20 protein-coding genes and 1 pseudogene are annotated in these 16,764 nt (G+C 65.9%); 11 read left to right on the forward strand and 10 right to left on the reverse strand.

What is annotated here, in order from left to right:
* Positions 1-49: 49 nt before the first annotated feature.
* The 6 genes from ABT254_RS37900 to ABT254_RS37925 all read right to left on the reverse strand — a co-directional run bounded on the left by ABT254_RS37900 (position 50) and on the right by ABT254_RS37925 (position 5,036).
* The gene (locus ABT254_RS37900) at positions 50-343 is read right to left on the reverse strand and encodes a hypothetical protein (protein ID WP_351480843.1); all 294 of its coding nucleotides are present in this window, start codon (positions 341-343) and stop codon (positions 50-52) included.
* Between the two features lie 167 nt (positions 344-510).
* Entirely contained in the window at positions 511-1,371 is an 861-nt protein-coding gene (locus ABT254_RS37905; RefSeq protein ID WP_351480846.1) for an immunity 49 family protein, read from the reverse strand.
* 12 nt (positions 1,372-1,383) lie between these two features.
* The gene (locus ABT254_RS37910) at positions 1,384-3,921 is read right to left on the reverse strand and encodes a hypothetical protein (protein ID WP_351480849.1); all 2,538 of its coding nucleotides are present in this window, start codon (positions 3,919-3,921) and stop codon (positions 1,384-1,386) included.
* Positions 3,922-3,923: 2 nt separating this feature from the next.
* The gene (locus ABT254_RS37915) at positions 3,924-4,319 is read right to left on the reverse strand and encodes a DUF6507 family protein (RefSeq protein WP_351480852.1); all 396 of its coding nucleotides are present in this window, start codon (positions 4,317-4,319) and stop codon (positions 3,924-3,926) included.
* Positions 4,320-4,374: 55 nt separating this feature from the next.
* On the reverse strand, positions 4,375-4,683 hold the full coding sequence (locus tag ABT254_RS37920; RefSeq protein ID WP_351480855.1) for a pore-forming ESAT-6 family protein: 309 nt from the start codon (positions 4,681-4,683) through the stop codon (positions 4,375-4,377).
* Positions 4,684-4,706: 23 nt separating this feature from the next.
* Positions 4,707-5,036, reverse strand: coding sequence for a hypothetical protein (locus ABT254_RS37925; RefSeq protein WP_351481176.1), 330 nt, complete (start codon positions 5,034-5,036; stop codon positions 4,707-4,709).
* Positions 5,037-5,772: 736 nt separating this feature from the next.
* Between ABT254_RS37925 and ABT254_RS37930 the strand changes: the two genes are divergently transcribed.
* The 5 genes from ABT254_RS37930 (at position 5,773) to ABT254_RS37950 (ending at position 8,881) form a co-directional block, all read left to right on the forward strand.
* Positions 5,773-6,447, forward strand: coding sequence for an HNH endonuclease family protein (locus ABT254_RS37930; protein ID WP_502972125.1), 675 nt, complete (start codon positions 5,773-5,775; stop codon positions 6,445-6,447).
* 44 nt (positions 6,448-6,491) lie between these two features.
* On the forward strand, positions 6,492-6,710 hold the full coding sequence (locus ABT254_RS37935) for a hypothetical protein (protein ID WP_351481179.1): 219 nt from the start codon (positions 6,492-6,494) through the stop codon (positions 6,708-6,710).
* A 639-nt stretch (positions 6,711-7,349) separates the two neighbouring features.
* On the forward strand, positions 7,350-7,550 hold the full coding sequence (locus ABT254_RS37940; protein WP_351480860.1) for a hypothetical protein: 201 nt from the start codon (positions 7,350-7,352) through the stop codon (positions 7,548-7,550).
* Between the two features lie 38 nt (positions 7,551-7,588).
* Positions 7,589-8,134 (forward strand): RNA polymerase sigma factor, encoded by a 546-nt coding sequence (locus ABT254_RS37945; RefSeq protein WP_351480862.1) that lies wholly within the window; start codon positions 7,589-7,591, stop codon positions 8,132-8,134.
* Between the two features lie 6 nt (positions 8,135-8,140).
* A complete protein-coding gene (locus tag ABT254_RS37950; RefSeq protein ID WP_351480864.1) occupies positions 8,141-8,881 on the forward strand; it encodes a hypothetical protein in 741 nt (246 codons plus the stop codon).
* 274 nt (positions 8,882-9,155) lie between these two features.
* Here the strand turns inward: ABT254_RS37950 and ABT254_RS37955 are convergent, their stop codons facing one another.
* The 3 genes from ABT254_RS37955 to ABT254_RS37965 all read right to left on the reverse strand — a co-directional run bounded on the left by ABT254_RS37955 (position 9,156) and on the right by ABT254_RS37965 (position 12,202).
* A complete protein-coding gene (locus tag ABT254_RS37955) occupies positions 9,156-9,683 on the reverse strand; it encodes a hypothetical protein (protein ID WP_351480867.1) in 528 nt (175 codons plus the stop codon).
* Positions 9,684-9,696: 13 nt separating this feature from the next.
* Entirely contained in the window at positions 9,697-10,983 is a 1,287-nt protein-coding gene (locus tag ABT254_RS37960; RefSeq protein WP_351480870.1) for a NucA/NucB deoxyribonuclease domain-containing protein, read from the reverse strand.
* Positions 10,984-11,047: 64 nt separating this feature from the next.
* Positions 11,048-12,202, reverse strand: coding sequence for a hypothetical protein (locus ABT254_RS37965; RefSeq protein WP_351480872.1), 1,155 nt, complete (start codon positions 12,200-12,202; stop codon positions 11,048-11,050).
* Positions 12,203-12,570: 368 nt separating this feature from the next.
* On the opposite strand from ABT254_RS37965, the gene ABT254_RS37970 reads away from it, so the two are divergent.
* From ABT254_RS37970 to ABT254_RS37995, 6 genes and pseudogenes are all read left to right on the forward strand, one after another.
* Positions 12,571-12,939 carry a hypothetical protein gene (locus ABT254_RS37970; protein WP_351480875.1) on the forward strand — a complete coding sequence of 123 codons (369 nt, stop codon included), beginning with the start codon at positions 12,571-12,573 and terminating at the stop codon, positions 12,937-12,939.
* Positions 12,932-13,354, forward strand: coding sequence for a DUF6093 family protein (locus ABT254_RS37975; RefSeq protein WP_351480877.1), 423 nt, complete (start codon positions 12,932-12,934; stop codon positions 13,352-13,354). The genes ABT254_RS37970 and ABT254_RS37975 overlap by 8 nt, the downstream gene beginning before the upstream one ends.
* Entirely contained in the window at positions 13,351-13,752 is a 402-nt protein-coding gene (locus tag ABT254_RS37980; protein ID WP_351480880.1) for an HK97 gp10 family phage protein, read from the forward strand. The genes ABT254_RS37975 and ABT254_RS37980 overlap by 4 nt, the downstream gene beginning before the upstream one ends.
* Positions 13,753-13,790: 38 nt before the next feature.
* Positions 13,791-13,988 (forward strand): hypothetical protein, encoded by a 198-nt coding sequence (locus ABT254_RS37985; protein ID WP_351480883.1) that lies wholly within the window; start codon positions 13,791-13,793, stop codon positions 13,986-13,988.
* Complete coding sequence (locus tag ABT254_RS37990; protein ID WP_351480884.1) at positions 13,985-14,509, forward strand: hypothetical protein; 525 nt, start codon at positions 13,985-13,987, stop codon at positions 14,507-14,509. Before ABT254_RS37985 ends, ABT254_RS37990 begins: the two co-directional genes overlap by 4 nt.
* Positions 14,510-14,530: 21 nt before the next feature.
* Positions 14,531-15,413, forward strand: a pseudogene (locus ABT254_RS37995) (GNAT family N-acetyltransferase).
* Between the two features lie 14 nt (positions 15,414-15,427).
* Here ABT254_RS37995 and ABT254_RS38000 read toward each other — a convergent pair.
* Positions 15,428-16,507, reverse strand: a complete 1,080-nt coding sequence (locus tag ABT254_RS38000; RefSeq protein ID WP_351480887.1) for a CBS domain-containing protein — start codon at positions 16,505-16,507, stop codon at positions 15,428-15,430.
* Positions 16,508-16,764: the final 257 nt, after the last annotated feature.

The raw sequence follows: 16,764 nt of genomic DNA on the forward strand, positions 1-16,764 counted from the left end.
TAGTCCCGTACGGCTCAATGCCCCCGCAGATATCACGCGTTCGAACCTATCATCGGGCAGAAGAGGCAACGGTTGGTGTCTGGGCAGACGGTGTTGACGGGACTGTGGTCGAGGTCCCGTAGGGGCTCGTGCTCGCGCCGAGAACCCGATGCGAAATGAACGACCACCCCACACAGCCGGCGCACACCACCGCAGCGATCACCACACCCGCAAACACCTTGCCCAGCCGCTCATCCACGGTGCGCCGCTGGCGCTGTTCGCCGAACAGCACAGCATCGCGCAGCCGCCGACGCCGGACCGAGACCGACTCAAGAAGCTGGCTGTCATAGTCCTGCGCCGACATGACTCGATTCCTTCTGGTTCCACGGGTTACGCGGGGGCTCAATGAGTACGAGCATGGTGCACTCCTCGCTGCCATGCCGAGCGTGTTGGCGAGCAGGTGTTCCCCCTGTCGTTACCGGCAAGGCTTGACGGGGCACGACCGTCAGTAGGGGGACTGCTCAAGGCCGGTTACGTCTCGAACTCGCCTACCCACTCACGTTCGAGGAGATGCTTCGGAAGGTAGTCGGACTCCACTTCGATCGGGAACCCTGCATCGTAGGCCAGGCACGCGATGGCCAAGGGCCCGAGGGCTACAGAGCCGCCGAGGTCGTTCGCCCGCTTCTCGTCAGCAGTCCAATATGCCTTGTGGAGTTGCAGCGCCTCGACCAGAGCCGCGTTGAAAGCGGCATGATCCTTACGCAGGAACTGGTAGAAGAGATTGATCGGTTGGTACAGGATGTTCTGGAGGAGATCCCGGGAGACGATCGTTGCGACTTCTGGAAAGGAATTATCGATTGCGGCGGACAGCTTCTCCACCAGCCCCGGACGCTCTAGCCAATACGTTTGCAGGGTGTCGACCCAGTCGTAGACGTATTCGTCGCCTTGTGCGCCCGATGCACGGAGAAGCTCCAACGGCACTTGGCACATCTGCGTCATGCGCTCCTGATCACGACAAATAATGGCGAACCAGAAGGCGGTGAGCCAGTTTCCCGCGTTGGCGTAGAACTGCGGTCCCATCGCGGGCAGCGAGCGCATCTCGTCGAGGATCCGGCACTCCACGGTGCCCTCGGTCACTGCTGCCGCGGCAAAGGCGGCAGAGCCGACCTGCATGGCCGACACCGTTGCTCGCCACGTCGGCAACTCGGACGCCTTCGGATCAATGACGAGGCGAGCCTGTACCTGCATCAGAGCTTCGTTGAGGGCGAGTCCGAAGACGGTGGCCGACCTTCCCAGGTTTTGGACGCTGTCTTCCAGTTCCTCGGCCAAGTCCTGAACATCGGCTTCATCCAGGGTGCTCGGCCTGTCATGCCGGGCCACTGTCTCAGTCACCGATGTCTCCCCTTAGCTGATGTCGAAGGTCCATTTTTGGTAGCCAGCATACTCGCCCGCCGAGGTGACCTTCCCCTTGACCAGGATGTAGTCGACATTGCCTTGCTTCAGGGCCTTGCTCAGCTCCTTGTACAGACGTTTCTCGTTCGTATTGCCGTCGAGTCCACGCTGCTTCATTTCCCGCATGATGTCGAGGAAGTAGTCCCTTGAACCCTGCCGGGCATCGATACCGCTTGGCAGCTGTCGCTTCCCCAGTTCCGTGGTGACGGTGCTCTTGGACTCGATGACAACGAAATTTTTGTTCCCGTGCTCATCCGTCCAACTCCACAGCTGATCGAACTGGTCGTTCCCGTTCTTGGGACCCGCCAGCTCCTCCATCCGCGCACCAGGGTAATGCTCTGGAATGACATGATGCTGCGCGACAGCTTCTCCGAACGCCTCACTGTCCTCGCTCATGGCCCGGTGGAACGGCGCATGATCGGCCTTGATTTCTTCGTAGGCCTTGAGGTTGTCCGGGGTGGGGTCTGCCTTGTAGGCGTGCTTCGCGTCCTTCAGCGGATCGTGCCACGCATTGTCCGCAGTCACGGACGAGTGTCGCCGCTGCGCCTTGTCGCTGATGGCGTCGAGACCCTCCTGCGTACGCACAGTCTCCGGTCCCTGTTCGACCTTGGAGCCATGGACATACTTCTCAGGGATCGGTGAGGCCTTGTCACTGGCTGCGATCCAATTCCCAGGGTGATGCGGGTCCTTGACCAACTGGGGCGGCGCGAAGCCGCTTTCGTCGGGGACGGCTACACGTATGCGGTGGCCGTTCTTCTGGTAGTAGGTCTCGCGGTAGCCCGGCTCGTGATTGGCCCTGTAGACCTGTACGTCCTTGATCTGGTGCGGATCGAGGTCGTCGTACCAGCCCTTACCCGTCGGATGCACGCCGTCACTGGTCCGGCCCGGCAGTTCTCCGCCCGATCCGCTCCCGGATGGACTATTGGACAGCCCGCGTCCACCGCCGCTTTCTCCGTGTGCAACACCGGTTGTCGCGTGCCCTGTTGAGACGCCCGAACCCAGACCGTGGGTCCCGTCGCCGCTGGCGTGACCTGCAGCGGCTGGCCCTGTGTCCGTTACCGAGTTGGTGGCGGCATGCGCTCCCACCAGTTCGGGGCTGTGTGCCCCGCCTTCCGCGGCCTCAGCACCCGCGCGCTCGGTCGCCGATGGTTCGACCTTGGCCTGGGTGACGTGCTGGTGAAGTGTGCCGTCGGCATTGAGGACGTGGCCATCCTGGGTGAGATAGACCGGGTTCCCCTTGGCATCGATGTACTCGATGGCGCTGTCGGGCACGGATACCAGGCGTTCCGCGAGGGGCAGCGGGTGTTCGGCGGGCGTGTACCTGTCGCCGAGGTTCGCCATGTCCAGGTACGTGCCGGTGTGGAGGTTCTTCAGCGTGCTGAAGGTGTCGCCGACCTTGACGAAGGCGAACTTGCCCACCTTGCCGACGTAGGTCATCGGGTCGATGGCCCGGCCGACCTTGCCGACCGCCGAGAGGGTGCGGGCCGCAGCGCCGGCCTTGCCCGCCCCGCTTGCCGCGCTGCCGATGCCCTCGGTGCCGGCCACGGTCAGCACGTTGAAGCCGAACGCGCCGGCCGCGCGGGCCGGGTTGGTCTTCCACTGGTCGTAGGCGAGGAAGCCTTTCACCGCCTGGGTGTGGACCTTGCGCGAATCACGTAGCCAGGAGGGCAGTTGGTCGTCCGGGATCAGCCACCAGGCACCGAGCGTGGAACTGGTGAGGAAGGAGGCGGTGCCCAGCTTGGCGAGGTTCTTCCAGGCCTCACCGGCCGCGCCCCAGCCGTCGGAGCCGAACAAGGTACCCAGGCCGTGGATGGTGCCGATGACACCGTCGTGCCAGACGCCGTCCCACACCTGCCCGGTCTGGTGGACCAGCCAGGACCAGCCCTCGTACTCCCGCTCGACCGGTGCTCCCCAGGGGGTTTCCTTGGCGTGGTCGAGGTCGTCGGCGTTGTAGCCGTACGTGTTCTTGCCGTGGGAGCCGTCGTCGGCGCTCAGCCCGGCTCCACCGATCAGCGCCATGATCTTGTTGTAGGCGGCGCGTTCGGCGGCCTGGAAGGCGGCGACCGTGTGGTTGACGTCGTGCCACAGGTCGTTGTTGTGGTCGACTTTGTCTTGGTCCTTGCGCCAGTCGTCGTCCCCGGTCACTGAGTTCACGAACGCGGTCGCGTCGGCCTTGAGCGCGTCCAACTTCTGTGCCAGCGGCTGGACTTCGTAGCTGTAGTCCGACAGGGCCGTGGCGACCTTCTCCAGGTCGTCGGCGAACGCGTCCGACTTCTGCTTCACCGGCAGCGTGGAGGCAAACAGCTGCTCCGCCTCCGGCGCTTCATAGAACGCGGACAGGCCCTGGAACTCGGTGTGCACATCCGAGCCGGACGCCCGGAACTGGCCCGCGTCCGCGGTCAGCAGCATCACATCGGTGTCCAGCGTGGCCAGGTCGCCGATGAAGTGCGGGATCCCGGACGGGTCGATGAGCTTCGCCTCGTCGCCCATCGCTACCGACCCTCCGTACGACGGCCCGTCTGGCCGCCGGGCAGATCCACCTTCGGCTCCTTCGCGGCCTCGCGCTGAGCGTTCGCCGCCTGCTCCACGGAGCCGGCCATGTAGTAACGGGTGGCCTGATCCGCTCCGTTCAGGGATCTCGAAGTCCGCTTGGCGATGTACAACAGATCCCGGTTCCAGTGCTCCGCGAACTGCCCCAGGGCCGAACCGACCAAACCGACCGTACTGGTGTACGGCCCGAACTGATCGGTCAATGTCCCTGCTGCGGACGCAGCTTCCTCAAGATTGCCCTGCATCGCCGAGCCTGCCTCCGACATGTCCTTCGCCGCTGTCCCCGCCTTGGACAGCACGCCGTACACGCCAGCTGGATCGACGTCCCACCGCGTCACAACTTCCCCCTATGTCCTTGCCGGACAGCCGCCCGGCTGTGCAACTGCCGTCGTATCAGCCGATGTTGTCGACTGCGGCCCGGGCCTTGGCCAGGGTGGCCTGTGCAGTTGCGTCGTTCTGCTCCAGCGTGGTGCGCACGAGCTGAATGATGTTGCGCACCTCGTTGGCCGCCTTGTTCCAGCGGACTTCCTTGCCGTGGTACTCGTCCGAGACGCCGTCGGCCTGGAAGTCCGCCATGGCGGCCTTCACCGCACGGTCGCGCTCGCCGAGCACGGTTTCCAGGCGGCCGATGATCCCCTGAAGACTGCTCTGTACGTCGGCGGAGGCGCCGGTGTCGTAGGAGCGACGGTCCAGATTGGCCATGCTGCTCACATCCCCCTTGTGGTTCAGCCGTGGAAGCGGGCCGCGTCGAAGTTCGCGGCGCTCATCGTCTTGTGCGCGTTGTCGGACTGTTCCTGATCGCCGGTGGCAAACCCGGTGTCCATCCCGGACTGGCCGCCCAGGATCGACGACAGCGACCCGTTCAACGCGGCAGTGATTTCATCTGCGTGCAGCTTGAACGAGTCGAACATGGCCTTGCCCTCGCCGTTGAACTTTCCCTCCAACGGCTGCGCCGCGGCGATCAACTGCTGGATCAGCGTGCCCAGATCGTCACTCGACCCGATGGTGCTCTTGGTCAGAGTGGCAAGCGTCGTTGACCCCATGTCGAATTTCATGGAGATGTCCCCCGCACCTGTAGTCCAGATCGTCGACATGCGAGACGTCGTAGCGCGCTCGGACGCCACTCGCGTCACATGCCCAAGTGCTCATCGTCACCTACGAGGAGTTGCTGACGCAACGCCCAACGTGTGGAGTGGCTTGATTCACAAGCCTTCGCTGCCGAACGGGCGGCGGTGACGTGGGCGTCTCTTCCGGTCGGCCGGATGAGTAGCCACGCTGTGGCCAACTGCCTCGCGCAGAGTGCCCAACCATGCCGCCGCCATTGCGTGCTCACGTGCGAACGAAGCTGAACCCGAGCTGATCCGGTCGTGGCGGCGTGTCCTGGGCGAAGCCCGGCGATCCCAACCGGCGCCCTCTCTGGAGCCGGAGGATCCCGGTTCGTCTCGCGGAAGTCCTGATGGTCAGTGAAGTCAGTCCGCTCGGCGCTTGCCCGGATACGCGGCCGAATTGGGCAGAGGAGACAACGGGCAAGGCCATCATGTCCGGTGAAAACGCGCTTCCCAGTGCTCTGGTGGCCCACCCCTGCTCACTGGACTTCCCCGGCCACTGGCCACCTGGCCTGCGGTCGGGCGTCGGATTGCGGGGCCCAGCCGATGAGCCGTGGAGGGCGTTGACCTTGCACGAGCGAGCGGCATGTCGCGGGCGGCCGGAATACCGTTTCTGCGGTGATGATATCCCGCCATCTGGGTGGGCTCGTTGCGTTCCGGGCTGGTGGGGTGCGGGCTGACCGATATGAACGCGGGCGTGATCAAGCACCTGTCGCGCAGTACGGCCGCGCTTTCCCTCGCCGTCGTCGCTCTCGCTGGCCCCGCCTCCGCCTCGCCCTCTGGCCTCGGCAGACCGGTGGCATCACTCCAGATGCCCGAGCCGCCGGCGGCCGCGGTCGCGATCGACGAGCTGCAGACCCTCACCGTCGAGGCCCCCCATCCGATGACCGGCTACAGCCGGGCCAAATTCCCTCACTGGGCCACGCAGTTCGGCAAGTGCGATACCCGCGAGGTCGTACTGGCTCGCGATGGCGTCGACGTCAAGCAGGACGAGGAATGCCGTGCGGTCTCCGGGACCTGGCGGAGCCAGTACGACAACAAGACGGTCACCACTGCCAGTCAGGTCGACATTGACCACATGGTGCCTTTGGCCAACGGTTGGCGCTCCGGAGCCGACACGTGGACTACGGCCAAGCGCAAGCAGTTCGCGAACGACCTGGAGCACTCGCAGCTCATCGCGGTCTCAGCGGCGTCGAACCGGTCGAAGGGCGACCAGTCTCCAGATCAGTGGGCGCCGCCGAATAGCGCCTACTGGTGCACCTACAGCCGGGCCTGGACACACGTGAAGTCGCTCTATGGTCTCTCCGTCACCGCCCGGGAGAAGTCCGCCTTGCAGAACATGCTGGGCACCTGTCCGTGAGCAAACGGCTGGAGTCCACCGTGACGGCAGGACCGGGCGGGGCGATGACGGTCGAAGTCGGGATCATCACCGGTGACCTCACCATCGTCACCACCGCCCTGCCGCAAGGCCGCGCAACCGTCGCGATCCAGTACCTGGGCGCCGAGGAGTGGTACACGCTCACCGGCAGCCCGACTCCCCTGCCGGACGGTGGGCTGGAGGCCCTGCATGCCGCAGTGCTCGACCAGGTACGCAGCGGTCAAAGCGCGGAAGTGCCACGCTGAACTCGACAGGCACGGCCCCGGATCAGCGGGGGGTCCCGGACCGCGTCACATTCAGTTACGAACGGGCAGCCCGGCCCCCTCCGCGCTCGCTCTCTCCACTGTCCGAATCCACAGATCGTTATCAACCGTTCGGTAGATCGTGGGTGAACTCGGTGAGCGGAAGGGATCCTTCGACAGGTTTCATCGGCGCCAATGTGTGGGCAGCCCGGGAGCCTGACGGCGAGGCAGCTCCCTAACCCGTCCCGGCTAGCCCAGCCCCCTCCTCCGAGCGGACGGCCTCGGACGGCGGCGACGACCGGCACGATCAAGCTGCGCCCGCAGATCTGAGCGGTCGCGCTCGAATTGAGGGCTGCGTCATATCCATGGGCTCCGTACCTCGCCGCGTCTGCGAGAGTTCGCCGTACCTGAAGGGGCGCGCTGCAGGTCAGTGGCCCATTCCGAAGGGACGGGGTTCACGGGGAGCCGCCTAGTCGAACTCGCGTTGAGTCACTGGGAGTTGACTCTCCGAAAGAATCTCGCGGAGCCGTTGCACGATCGCCCCTGTCGATCGGTTTGCTGATCCCGAGAGCGACGGGACTCTCCGGTGCCCCGCGAGGGGGGACACGGCACCGCCCACTGACGATTAAGGACCTCATAGCCGTGAATGACGTAGCCAGCATCGCGCTGGCCCTCTCGGGGGTCACCGCGCTGCGCGTGTTCGCCCCCGCAGCCCGCACGCTGGCGCGCCGCCTGCTCGGCGCGACGGTGCGGATCGGAGCCGAGTCCCTCGCCGAACGGCGTGCAGCTCGCTTGGCTCCAGTCGCCTCGCAGAACGTCGACGAGAACGGGGACAGTCTGTGACTGGTCCGCAGCAGCCACCACAGCGCGTGGTCCGTGCGATGACGACCGAATTGCCCACGGCCTTCTGGGCGTTCCACAACCTTTACCATCGGCCTTATCTCGAATACGCACATATCCAGCTCGGCGATGAGCGTTCGGCCGGGGAGCTCGTCCATGCCACGTTCATGGACTTGGCCCTGAACTGGCCGGACATGATGGAGGACGCCAACCACGAGGCGTATGCGTGGGCGCTGTTGCGTGAGCGCATCGCTGACGAGCTCCGGCTTCAGGGCCGTGTCCCGGCCACGGTGGAGACCGCAGTGTTCGCCCGGGTCAACCGCGCCGCGCTGGAGTCGGTGCGCGATCAGCTCGCCGACATGGAGAGTGCCCTGGGCCTGTACGCGGCCATCTCGCGGCTGCCCGAGCGGCAATTCGACGTGATGGTGCTGCTCTACGTGCTCGGCTATCCCACCGAGCAGACCGCCCACATCCTGGGCGTGACCCCGGCGACCGTCCGCTCGCAGGCACGGCACGCCAAGCGGAAGCTGGCTAAGGACCTGGATCTGACCGTCGACCTGACGGCGGACCGCGACGACGTGGAGTGACCACCCATGCGACTGAAGTCCATTGAAGAGGCCCTTGCCGATGCTCGTGTCTTGCAGGGCGAGTACGACACCTACGATGCGGCGAGAGCACGCCACCGTATCGCGAAAGAGGCTGTCCATTCGCGCTGGGAGAGGCTCTTTGAACTGAGGCTCCCGCGAGTCCTGGCGCAGCGCCGCTGCCGCGACAACCCCCTCGCGCCTCGCGTCGACGACGGGCCACGACGTCGTATCCCCCGCCACGCCGAGGCTGCTCAGGACCTGCGCGCGTTCTCTCAACTCGTCATCCACGACGAGGAGGCGTCGGCCTACGTCGCCCGCTTCGTGAACGACCGCCGCATCGAACCGGACGGAGCCTTGATCTTCGCTTGCCTTCTCGATCTCGCACAGCAAGAGGAGGGAGCGCAGTTCTGGTGGCAGTTCGCCGCGGGCGCCGGCAGCGCCACCTCCGCCTACTGCCTGTACCTCATGCACCTTCGTCGGGGCGAACTGCGCGACGCCGAGCACTGGGCAGAGCAAGTTGAACAGCTCGACTCCGGCGCCAGCCAGTACCGTCCCCGCGTACTTCAACTGGCGACCTGGCACACGGAGACGCGAGCCAGGGACCTCGCAGTGTCGGAACCGCCGAGTGCGGCGCTGCGGGACGCGATCGACCATCTCGGCAAGGGGTTCGACGAAGACTATGGCCTCGTGCCACAGCCTGATCCGGCACTCGCCGAACGGCTGGAGGAGTTCGCCGCGGCCAGCTGATCTGGACTCGGGAATGGATCCGGATGAGTGGGATCGCCCCGGATGCTCCGCCCCTTGTCGTACACAGGGGCGGAGCATCGTCGAGTGATGCAGCCAGCAGCTCGGATGGGACTCGCTTCACGGTACGGCAGTGAGCGTTGGTGGTTCAGAACGCTGCTGCTGGCCAGGGGGCACCGTGGTGATCACGGATGTTCCATCTGGCGGGTCGAGGACCTCGGCTGGCTGTGGCGCATGGTCTATGAAGTTTTGATGCGACGGCCACGGTGTTCAATCCTCAGATGCCTTCGTCATCAATGGGTTCGGGTTCTCGGCTGTAGGCGAGGTCGAGGACGTAGCGTTCGGTCACGGGGCAGTTGTTCCAGGCGTCGGTCAGCCAGTCGTCGGGGGACTCATCGGTGAGCTGGTCGAGGGTGGTGTCGTAGTAGTCGGCGGCTGCCTGGCGGTTGATCCACCAGGCGTGGCCTTCGTAGACGCCGGGGCGGGGCAGAGTGATCTCGGCAGCGGGGCCGCGGTCGAGTTGGCCGATGACGAGGGTGCCGGTTTCGGACTCGAGGCTGATGTCAACGTGGCCTTCGCATTCCGTCGGCGGGGCGGGCGGGGTGTCCCAGATACGGATGGTCACCTGCACCTTCATGTCGGGTTGCAGGCTGAGGAGGTACAGGTGGTAGCCGTTGCCGGCTACCACCTGTACCTCCGCGGCGTCCAAGGCGGCTTCGTCGCCGAGGTAGGCGTCTGCGTCGTAGACCTCCACGACCCGGCGGCCGGGGATGGCGGTGACGTTGTGTTCGGCGAGAAGCGCCATGGGGGCCTTCCTGCTAGTTGGTGATCTTCATGTAGAAGGGGTCGCCGTCCAGGATGCGGTTGAGGGTGTACATCTCAGCAAGGCGCTCCCCTCCCTTGCGGTTGTCGGTGCCGTCGATCAGCCGGACGGAGAAGCGGTTGTCGCCCTTGGTGGACCCTTCCTCGGTGGAGGCGAAGGGGTACTCGTCGCATTGCAGGCCGCTGCCGGAGTAGTCGCCCCAGACCTTCTTGCATTCGCCGATGGATTTCTGCCGGTTCTTGTCGATCTTGCTCTGGTCGACCATCCGGTGGAGAGGTTCCTTGACGCCGGGGACGGTCTTGCCGGGCCAGGAGGGGAAGGTCCGCTCCGGACGGTTCAGGGCGTCGTAGATGTGCAAGGCGCTCTCATTGACCGCTGGGTCTTTCTGACTCATGGCGAGTTCGACCCGGGCGGCGGTGAAGACGGTGCCCTTGTACTTGCCCGCGACTTTTCCGGCGTAGTCGTAGCGGACGTTGGAGTGGTAGTTGTCGACTCCCGTGGTGAAGGGGGCGGCGGTGGGCGAGCTGGCCGTCAGGTCCATCGTGACGGTGGAGTAGACGCGCTGCTGGTTGCCCTGGTCGAAGAGGGGTCCCCTGTCGGGGGAGGTGTAGGTGAGGGTCCACTGCGGGGTGCGGTCCCACACGCCGAGCAGTTCGTCGCGTTCCTTGGTCGTCGGCTCGGTCACTTGCGGGTCCGGGTCGCTGTTGGAGGCGTCGATGCTGGAACGGAAGTGCTGACCGACGCGCCACTTGGTGGCGTCCTCGGTGGGTATGGGCTGGACGCGTATGTTCTCGATGCTGGCGACGTAGTCGACGCGGCGATCACCGTCGTGGGTGAAGCCGAGGATCCACTGGTCGAACCAGAGACGACCGATGCTTGTGGTGCCCCTGACGTCCCGCAGGATCAGGTCGTACGGACGTTTCTGGCAGCTTTCGAAGCGGGACTTGATCCAGCCGTTGGTCGTTTTCGCCTCGGCGGCATGGCTGGCGCACTGCTGTCGGAGATCCTGCTGATCCGAGGGAGCGGAGGCGGCTGCGTTCTGCCGGGCGAGGGTGCTCGTGCCGTGCGAACGGAGATAGTCGGCGAGGGGGATGGGCTGGTTGAAGCCCCGCAACTGGTCGGCGGGGACGGAAGCGGCGTCGACGAACTCGACCGCCGCGGCATCCGGTTGGGCTGTGGCCGGCACCGGGTGGGCTGCAGTGGTGAGCGCCGCCATAAGCGTGAGGGCGGCGGTCGTTACGACGCCGCGGGCGTAACGTGCCAGCGTGGTACGGGTGTTCACCTGAAGACTCCTTGCAGGCGGGTGGGGGCGGCGGGGTGACTGCGGTGGATGCGGCTGACGGCGGTCATGAGGCATCGCAGAGGTCGCCCCAGCAGGCCTCCAGCAGCGCGCCAGTGCGTGCGGAGTAGCGGGCGGTGAAGCCGTCGAAGCGGCGGTCGGTGTGCAGCAGCCCGGGGGTGGTGCTGGTGGAGGTCACCGTCCAGGCGGCGTCACTCATGCCGTCAGCCGAGCGGAGGCTCGCTTGCGGCGGGTCGAGGGCGAGGGCGTCGGCGGGGACATCGAAGGCGGCTGCGGCCCGGGAGCGGATGTCGGTGGCGGACACGTCCGCCTCGCCCGTGCTGTCGTCGGAGGCGTCTCCGGCGGCCAGGGCCGCTGCGTTGCAGACCCGTGCGGTGACTACGCACTCGGACAGTCCGGGCACGGTGCTCAGACAGCTGTCCGGGTCGTTGTCCAGGCAGGCCTGCAGGGCCTCCTGGTCCACGCCGTTGAACGTGCCGGGCAGGTCCACGGCGAAGGGGACGTGCGACGGGGTGGCGGTGTGCGGCGAGGCGAGGGTGGCGGCCTGCCGGCGCGGCTTGCTCACCGTCCACTGGGTGAAGTTCGTGCCGTCGGCCAGCTTGGTGGTGAAGCAGTTCGGCGCCGGGTGGCTGGCGCTGCAGGCGGGAAGGGTGACGGACTTGGCGACGTTGCGCGTGGCCACCTTCTCCCAGACCTTGTTCCCCGTCATGAACTGCATTCGGTTCGCGATCGAGGGGACATCGACGTACTTCGGGCCGGTCACCTCCAGACCGACGTCGATACGGTTGGTGTTGCCGCCCAGCACCTTGAGTTGGCTGGTCGTGGATCCGACCTTGTTGAAGTCGTAGAGCACATCCCACTGGTTGCCGCGGTCCTGGCGCACGGTCATGTAGGTGTGGTTGCGCTTGTCCGGCTTGGTCGGGTTGACGCCAGCCGTGATGGCCTTGGTCCGGCCGCCACTGGTCGTCATCTCCGTCCAGCGTGGCCCGTAAGTGTGGGTGGTCCTTCCCGTCTTCTCCGCGTACAGGCCGATCTCGATGTTGGCGGCCAGCGGGCTACTCGACGTGTTCGGGGTGACCCTCAGATAGTTGCCCACCTGCACGGTGGCAGAGCCCGTGTCGGTCTGATCGAAGGTGATCGGTACGTTCCGCCAGGTAGCGAAGCCGCCGATCATCGGCTCGCCGGGCTGGCTGCAGGTCATCCCCCAGAAGGTGATGCGGGCGCTGTACAGGATGCTGCACGCATCGGTAGGCGCGGCGGCGCTGGCCGGCGGGGCAGCGCCAAGAACGGTCAATGCGGTCGCCCCGGCGCATGCCAGGGCCAAGAATCTCGCGCGCAGACGCGACAAGGTTCCCCCTAGAACGATCAAGAATGGTCACAGGGAACCTACAGCCAGAGATTTACAACTTGCCCTTTAATAAGACAAGTTGAATCGAACCCCAGTGATGATTCACATCACATGGCGCATTGCTGGTCTCAGGGGCGACGCGAGTATGTTTGAGGCGCCGCAGGAGTGCCTGCCGTCAATGACACAGGGAGGCTGCTCTTGGCACACCTAAGGTCGAGATCATGAGCGTGAACCAGGACTCCCACCGCGTACGGATAGCCGCTGCCCCGGGAGAGGGGGCGGTCATCGAGATCGACGGCCACGACGTGGCCCATGCGGTGGAGGCGTACCGGATCACGCAGACCGTCGACGAGGGCCCCGAGGTCACCCTGTACGTACAACAGGGCTGGAAGGGCATGGAGTTCGACGGCCTGGCCGAGGTGGCCGTGGAGCCGGCGGATGTTCGGCATGTGGTGATCGGCTTCCTTGATGCGGTGGACTGGCAGAAGCTCGACGAGGCCGTTCTCAACCGGGACGATCTGGACGGGCGTCCCTGTGAGCTGACCCGCGGAACGCTGGCGCAGCTGAGGGACTGGGCTGCGGGTGCTTGATCAGTCCGGACTCGTCCGCTTCGCGGAGCGCCACCTGATGCCGGACAAGGTTCAGGTCAGCCGGGGCAGCGGCCAGGACATCCTCGACCCGGGAACCGGTGACCTTGTGCCAGCCCCGCCGGTGGTCGTGTACGAGGACAAGGCCGGTCTGTACGCGCACCAGGAGCGGATCCGCAGCAAGGGTTCAGGGCAGGACGGCGCGTACGTCCAGGAGGTGCGTGCCGGGTACCGGATGCTGCTGCCTCTTGGCGCTCCGGAGGTATGGGAGAACGACACCGTGTTGATCGTTGAGGCCCGTGACGAGCAGGCCCCTGGCCGTACGTACCGGGTGTCGGCGCTGGGTGAGGTGTCGTCGTTCCCCGTGCTGCGCACAGTGTGGCTGGAGGAGCACAACCGGAAGCCTGTGGCGCGGTGAGCGGCGGCACGTTTCAGAGTCCAGCCCAGTTGGCGGCAGCGTTGAACCGAGGCAGCAAGGAAGCGGTGTCCGCGGCTGAGACCGCGATGCGACACGGGGCGAAGGCGCTGGTGGTGCAGGTGCAGCGCAATGCGTCCGGTCGGCCGGGCCCGCGGGTGATCACCGGCAAGTACCGGGCGTCGTGGCAGTCCGATGTGCACAGGGCAGGTCTTGTGATCGTTGCTGAAGTCGGCACAAGTGCTCCGCAGGGCAGGCGTCTGGAGTTCGGGTTCGTCGGCGTCGACAGCCTCGGCCGCCACTACAACCAGCCGCCGTTCCCTCACCTGGGGCCAGCCGTCAAAGCCTTCGGGCCGCTCCTGGTCCGGGAGCTGCGTGGTGCAGTGTCGAGGGCTCTGTGAGCGATCTGGCCGGCAGTCTTGAGGATGCTCTGGCGGGCGTGCTCGCAGACCACGAGCGGGGACTGCTCGCCCGTGCGGTCGTGGTCGCCGAGGTCCTCGACGAGGACGGTGAGCGGAGTCTGTCGATCTTGACCACGCCCGGGGTGATGGAGTGGGACGCGCTCGGCTTGTGCCGGTACGGGGTACTCAGCGTCGAGGAGCCTGCGGCCGCGTACTTCGCCGGAGGTGACCTGTGATCGAGCGCGGCCGTGTGACGGAAGCCCTGCAAGGAATGCTGGCCGCTGCTACTGGCAGGCCGTGCGGTCGTGGCCGCCTTCCGCTCCTCGACGGGCGTCCGGCACCGTTGCCATACACGGTCCTGTACCCGCAGGGCGGCACGGTCGACGGAGCGCCGCTCGCGGACAGAGCGGAGGATGCGCGTCTCGTCTACCAGGTGACAGTCGTGGCTGCGCGCACCGATCAGGCCGAGTGGCTCGCGGATCGGGTCCAGCACGCGCTGCTCGGCCGTACGACGCAAGGCACGTGGGCACATCCGATTCCGGCTGCTGATGTGGACGTGTGGGCCAGGGAGCTGCTGGTCGACGATGGCGTGGATCCTGCCAGTGCGGACGATGGTGTCGTGACGGCGGTGCAGCGGTACGAACTCTCGGCTACGGGCTGCGAGGGCGTCACCGCTATCGAGGGGGATCCTGATTCCGGTCTTTCGGGTATGCGAGCCCTGTCGTCTGTGCCGGGGAAATTCGCGGGCGAACGCTGACAGCGCGCGGGATCATGGGGCATGAACCCGGATGACTGGCATCTCAACGAAGACGTCGAGACGTTTCTCGCTCAGGCCGGAGACTTCCTGCGCTCACGTCCCGCATTACACACCGTCCCACTCACCGTGACCGAGGCTCTGCGTACCCTCGGAGCAAACGCGTACGGCACGGAAGCCCCCCCTCTTCGGCTGGCTGGAGCGGGCAGGCGAGGTGCGTGCGGCCTTCTTCCGCACCCCGCCGCGCCGCCTGAGCCTCACCTCTCTGACTCCCGCCGAGGCTGACGCCCTCGCCGCTCGCCTCGCCAGCCTCGGTCATGTCCTTCCTGGCGTCAGCGCGGATGACGACACTGCCGGCGCGTTCGCCGAGGCGTGGGCGCGGCACACGGGCGTGACGCCGACGCTCCACGAGCGGGAGCGCCTGTACCGCCTCGGCGCACTCACTCCGCCGGATCCGGCTCCCGAGGGCCGAGGCCGGGTCGTGGGCGAGCAGGACCGCGAGCAACTCATGCTGCGGCACCGCGAGTTCGTTGCTGCCATCGGAGGAACTTCCTCTTCAGACGATCGCGCCTGGGCCGACACTCGTATCGCCGAGGGACGTGTCACGTTCTGGGAGACCCCGGACGGCATCCCCGTCTCCATGGCGGGCGCGACGCCGTTGGTCGCAGGACAGATCCGGGTGGCTCCCGTGTACACCCCGGCCCATCTGCGGGGCCGCGGCTATAGGGGTGCCGCGACGGTTGAGGTGAGCCGGGCGGCGCTGGCGGCGGGCGCGGCGGAGGTGCTGCTGTTCGCGGACTTGGCGAACCCCACCAGCAACGCCTTGTACCAGCGGATCGGGTATCGCCCGGTCATCGACTTCACCGTGTACAACTTCCGGGCGAGCGCCCCCAGTGTCCGCGACTGACAGATGGCCGGGCGCTAGTCCTTCGGGTGTTGCAGCCGAAGCCAGTCGAGGAACCCGACGAGCGGCGACGTGTCCGGGGGGTCAGGGTCGAAGTGCATGATGTCGTTTCGGATCTGCCGCACTTCATCGAGGGCCTTCACGAAGATCTTGCGGTCGGCTTGCCATCCGAGCCGCTCCCACATCTCCCTGGAGCCCAGGAGCGTCTGGTACTCGCTGATCGTCAAGTCTGCCGCGCTCACGGCAGGATCGCGTCCCTCGCCTTGAACAGCGGCGCCCAGCTCCTCTTTTGTGAAGGACCCGTCGGCGATCTTCCTGTCGATGATCTTCCGCAAACGTCGCTCGATCTCTGCGATCAGCAGGAAGGGGCGCGTCAGCGTGTCGAACGTTCGACTCAGGTCACCTGTCGTGACAACTCCGGTGAGCACGTTCCTGCGGTCGCGGACAAACACGAACCCTGACTCGACGATCTGCGGGATGACGCTGAGCAGGTCGTCCTCCGCTTGGACTTCTTTCGCGGGCACGATCGCGTCCCGGAGCGTGGCGTGCGGGTTCACGAACTGGGCGCGGGCAATCGACCGCCAGCTGACCGCTCCTTCGAGGACTCTCCCCGCGGTGACCGGAAGCTGGTCGAGGTGGGATGCCAGCATCATGGAGCCAGCGGTGGCCAAGGACGCGTCTCGGCTCAGGCTGGGGATCTTCGGTGTACCGGAGCTGTTATCCGGGTCCGCGCCTGCTGCCCAGATCTTCGCGGCTTCGAGGCTTCCGATCTTGATGCCGACTGGCTCGCCGGGATGGGTATCTGCTTGTGGCAGTCTCGTGATCTGAACTGATTCCCAGGAGTTTTGGGCATCCAGATCAGGTGTGGTTTGCAGACCCTCCGCGGCGAGATCAGCCACGATCATCTCGACGATGCGGCGCCCACGTTTCTGGGTGTTCCAGAACGCGAGCAGGTCGCGGATGCGTATCTCCAGCGGGGTGGGGCTGCTTGCCCGCTTCTTGGCCTCGACGAGGAAGTCGTCGTAACTCGAGCCTGCCTCGGCAAGTTCCTCCGCGGGCTCGGCCTGGTCTGCCGCTTGCTCTTCGTCGTGCGCCATTTCGTGTGTGCCCCCTCCACCGTGTGTCCTTCGGCATCGTAGGGATCAAGGTGCCGGGCTGCAGCGCCTTCGAAGGGATCAGCGATTCTGCAGCCGACGACAGTAGGGTGATCTACGTGCACCGCTCAACCGTTCTCGTCTGAGCGCGCTCGCATCCTCACCGCGGAGGCCCCTGCGCGGACGCCCAACCACCCCGTGGTGTGGGCCGGTTCCCCGACAGTCGTCGAGGGACGGGGCCTCTCGGATGTGTGGCTGCC

The sequence above is a fragment of the Streptomyces sp. NPDC001137 genome (genome assembly GCF_040298885.1).
In the GTDB taxonomy this organism is placed as follows: Bacteria; Actinomycetota; Actinomycetes; order Streptomycetales; family Streptomycetaceae; genus Streptomyces.

Excerpts from the sequence above, each read along its gene's own strand:
- ABT254_RS37900 (WP_351480843.1), bottom strand. The coding sequence starts at position 343 with ATGTCGGCGCAGGACTATGACAGCCAGCTTCTTGAGTCGGTCTCGGTC.
- ABT254_RS37910 (WP_351480849.1), bottom strand. The coding sequence starts at position 3,921 with ATGGGCGACGAGGCGAAGCTCATCGACCCGTCCGGGATCCCGCACTTC.
- ABT254_RS37920 (WP_351480855.1), bottom strand. The coding sequence starts at position 4,683 with ATGGCCAATCTGGACCGTCGCTCCTACGACACCGGCGCCTCCGCCGAC.
- ABT254_RS37925 (WP_351481176.1), bottom strand. The coding sequence starts at position 5,036 with ATGAAATTCGACATGGGGTCAACGACGCTTGCCACTCTGACCAAGAGC.
- ABT254_RS37930 (WP_502972125.1), top strand. The coding sequence starts at position 5,773 with ATGAACGCGGGCGTGATCAAGCACCTGTCGCGCAGTACGGCCGCGCTT.
- ABT254_RS37935 (WP_351481179.1), top strand. The coding sequence starts at position 6,492 with ATGACGGTCGAAGTCGGGATCATCACCGGTGACCTCACCATCGTCACC.
- ABT254_RS37945 (WP_351480862.1), top strand. The coding sequence starts at position 7,589 with ATGACGACCGAATTGCCCACGGCCTTCTGGGCGTTCCACAACCTTTAC.
- ABT254_RS37950 (WP_351480864.1), top strand. The coding sequence starts at position 8,141 with ATGCGACTGAAGTCCATTGAAGAGGCCCTTGCCGATGCTCGTGTCTTG.
- ABT254_RS37955 (WP_351480867.1), bottom strand. The coding sequence starts at position 9,683 with ATGGCGCTTCTCGCCGAACACAACGTCACCGCCATCCCCGGCCGCCGG.
- ABT254_RS37965 (WP_351480872.1), bottom strand. The coding sequence starts at position 12,202 with ATGACCTGCAGCCAGCCCGGCGAGCCGATGATCGGCGGCTTCGCTACC.
- ABT254_RS37970 (WP_351480875.1), top strand. The coding sequence starts at position 12,571 with ATGAGCGTGAACCAGGACTCCCACCGCGTACGGATAGCCGCTGCCCCG.
- ABT254_RS38000 (WP_351480887.1), bottom strand. The coding sequence starts at position 16,507 with ATGGCGCACGACGAAGAGCAAGCGGCAGACCAGGCCGAGCCCGCGGAG.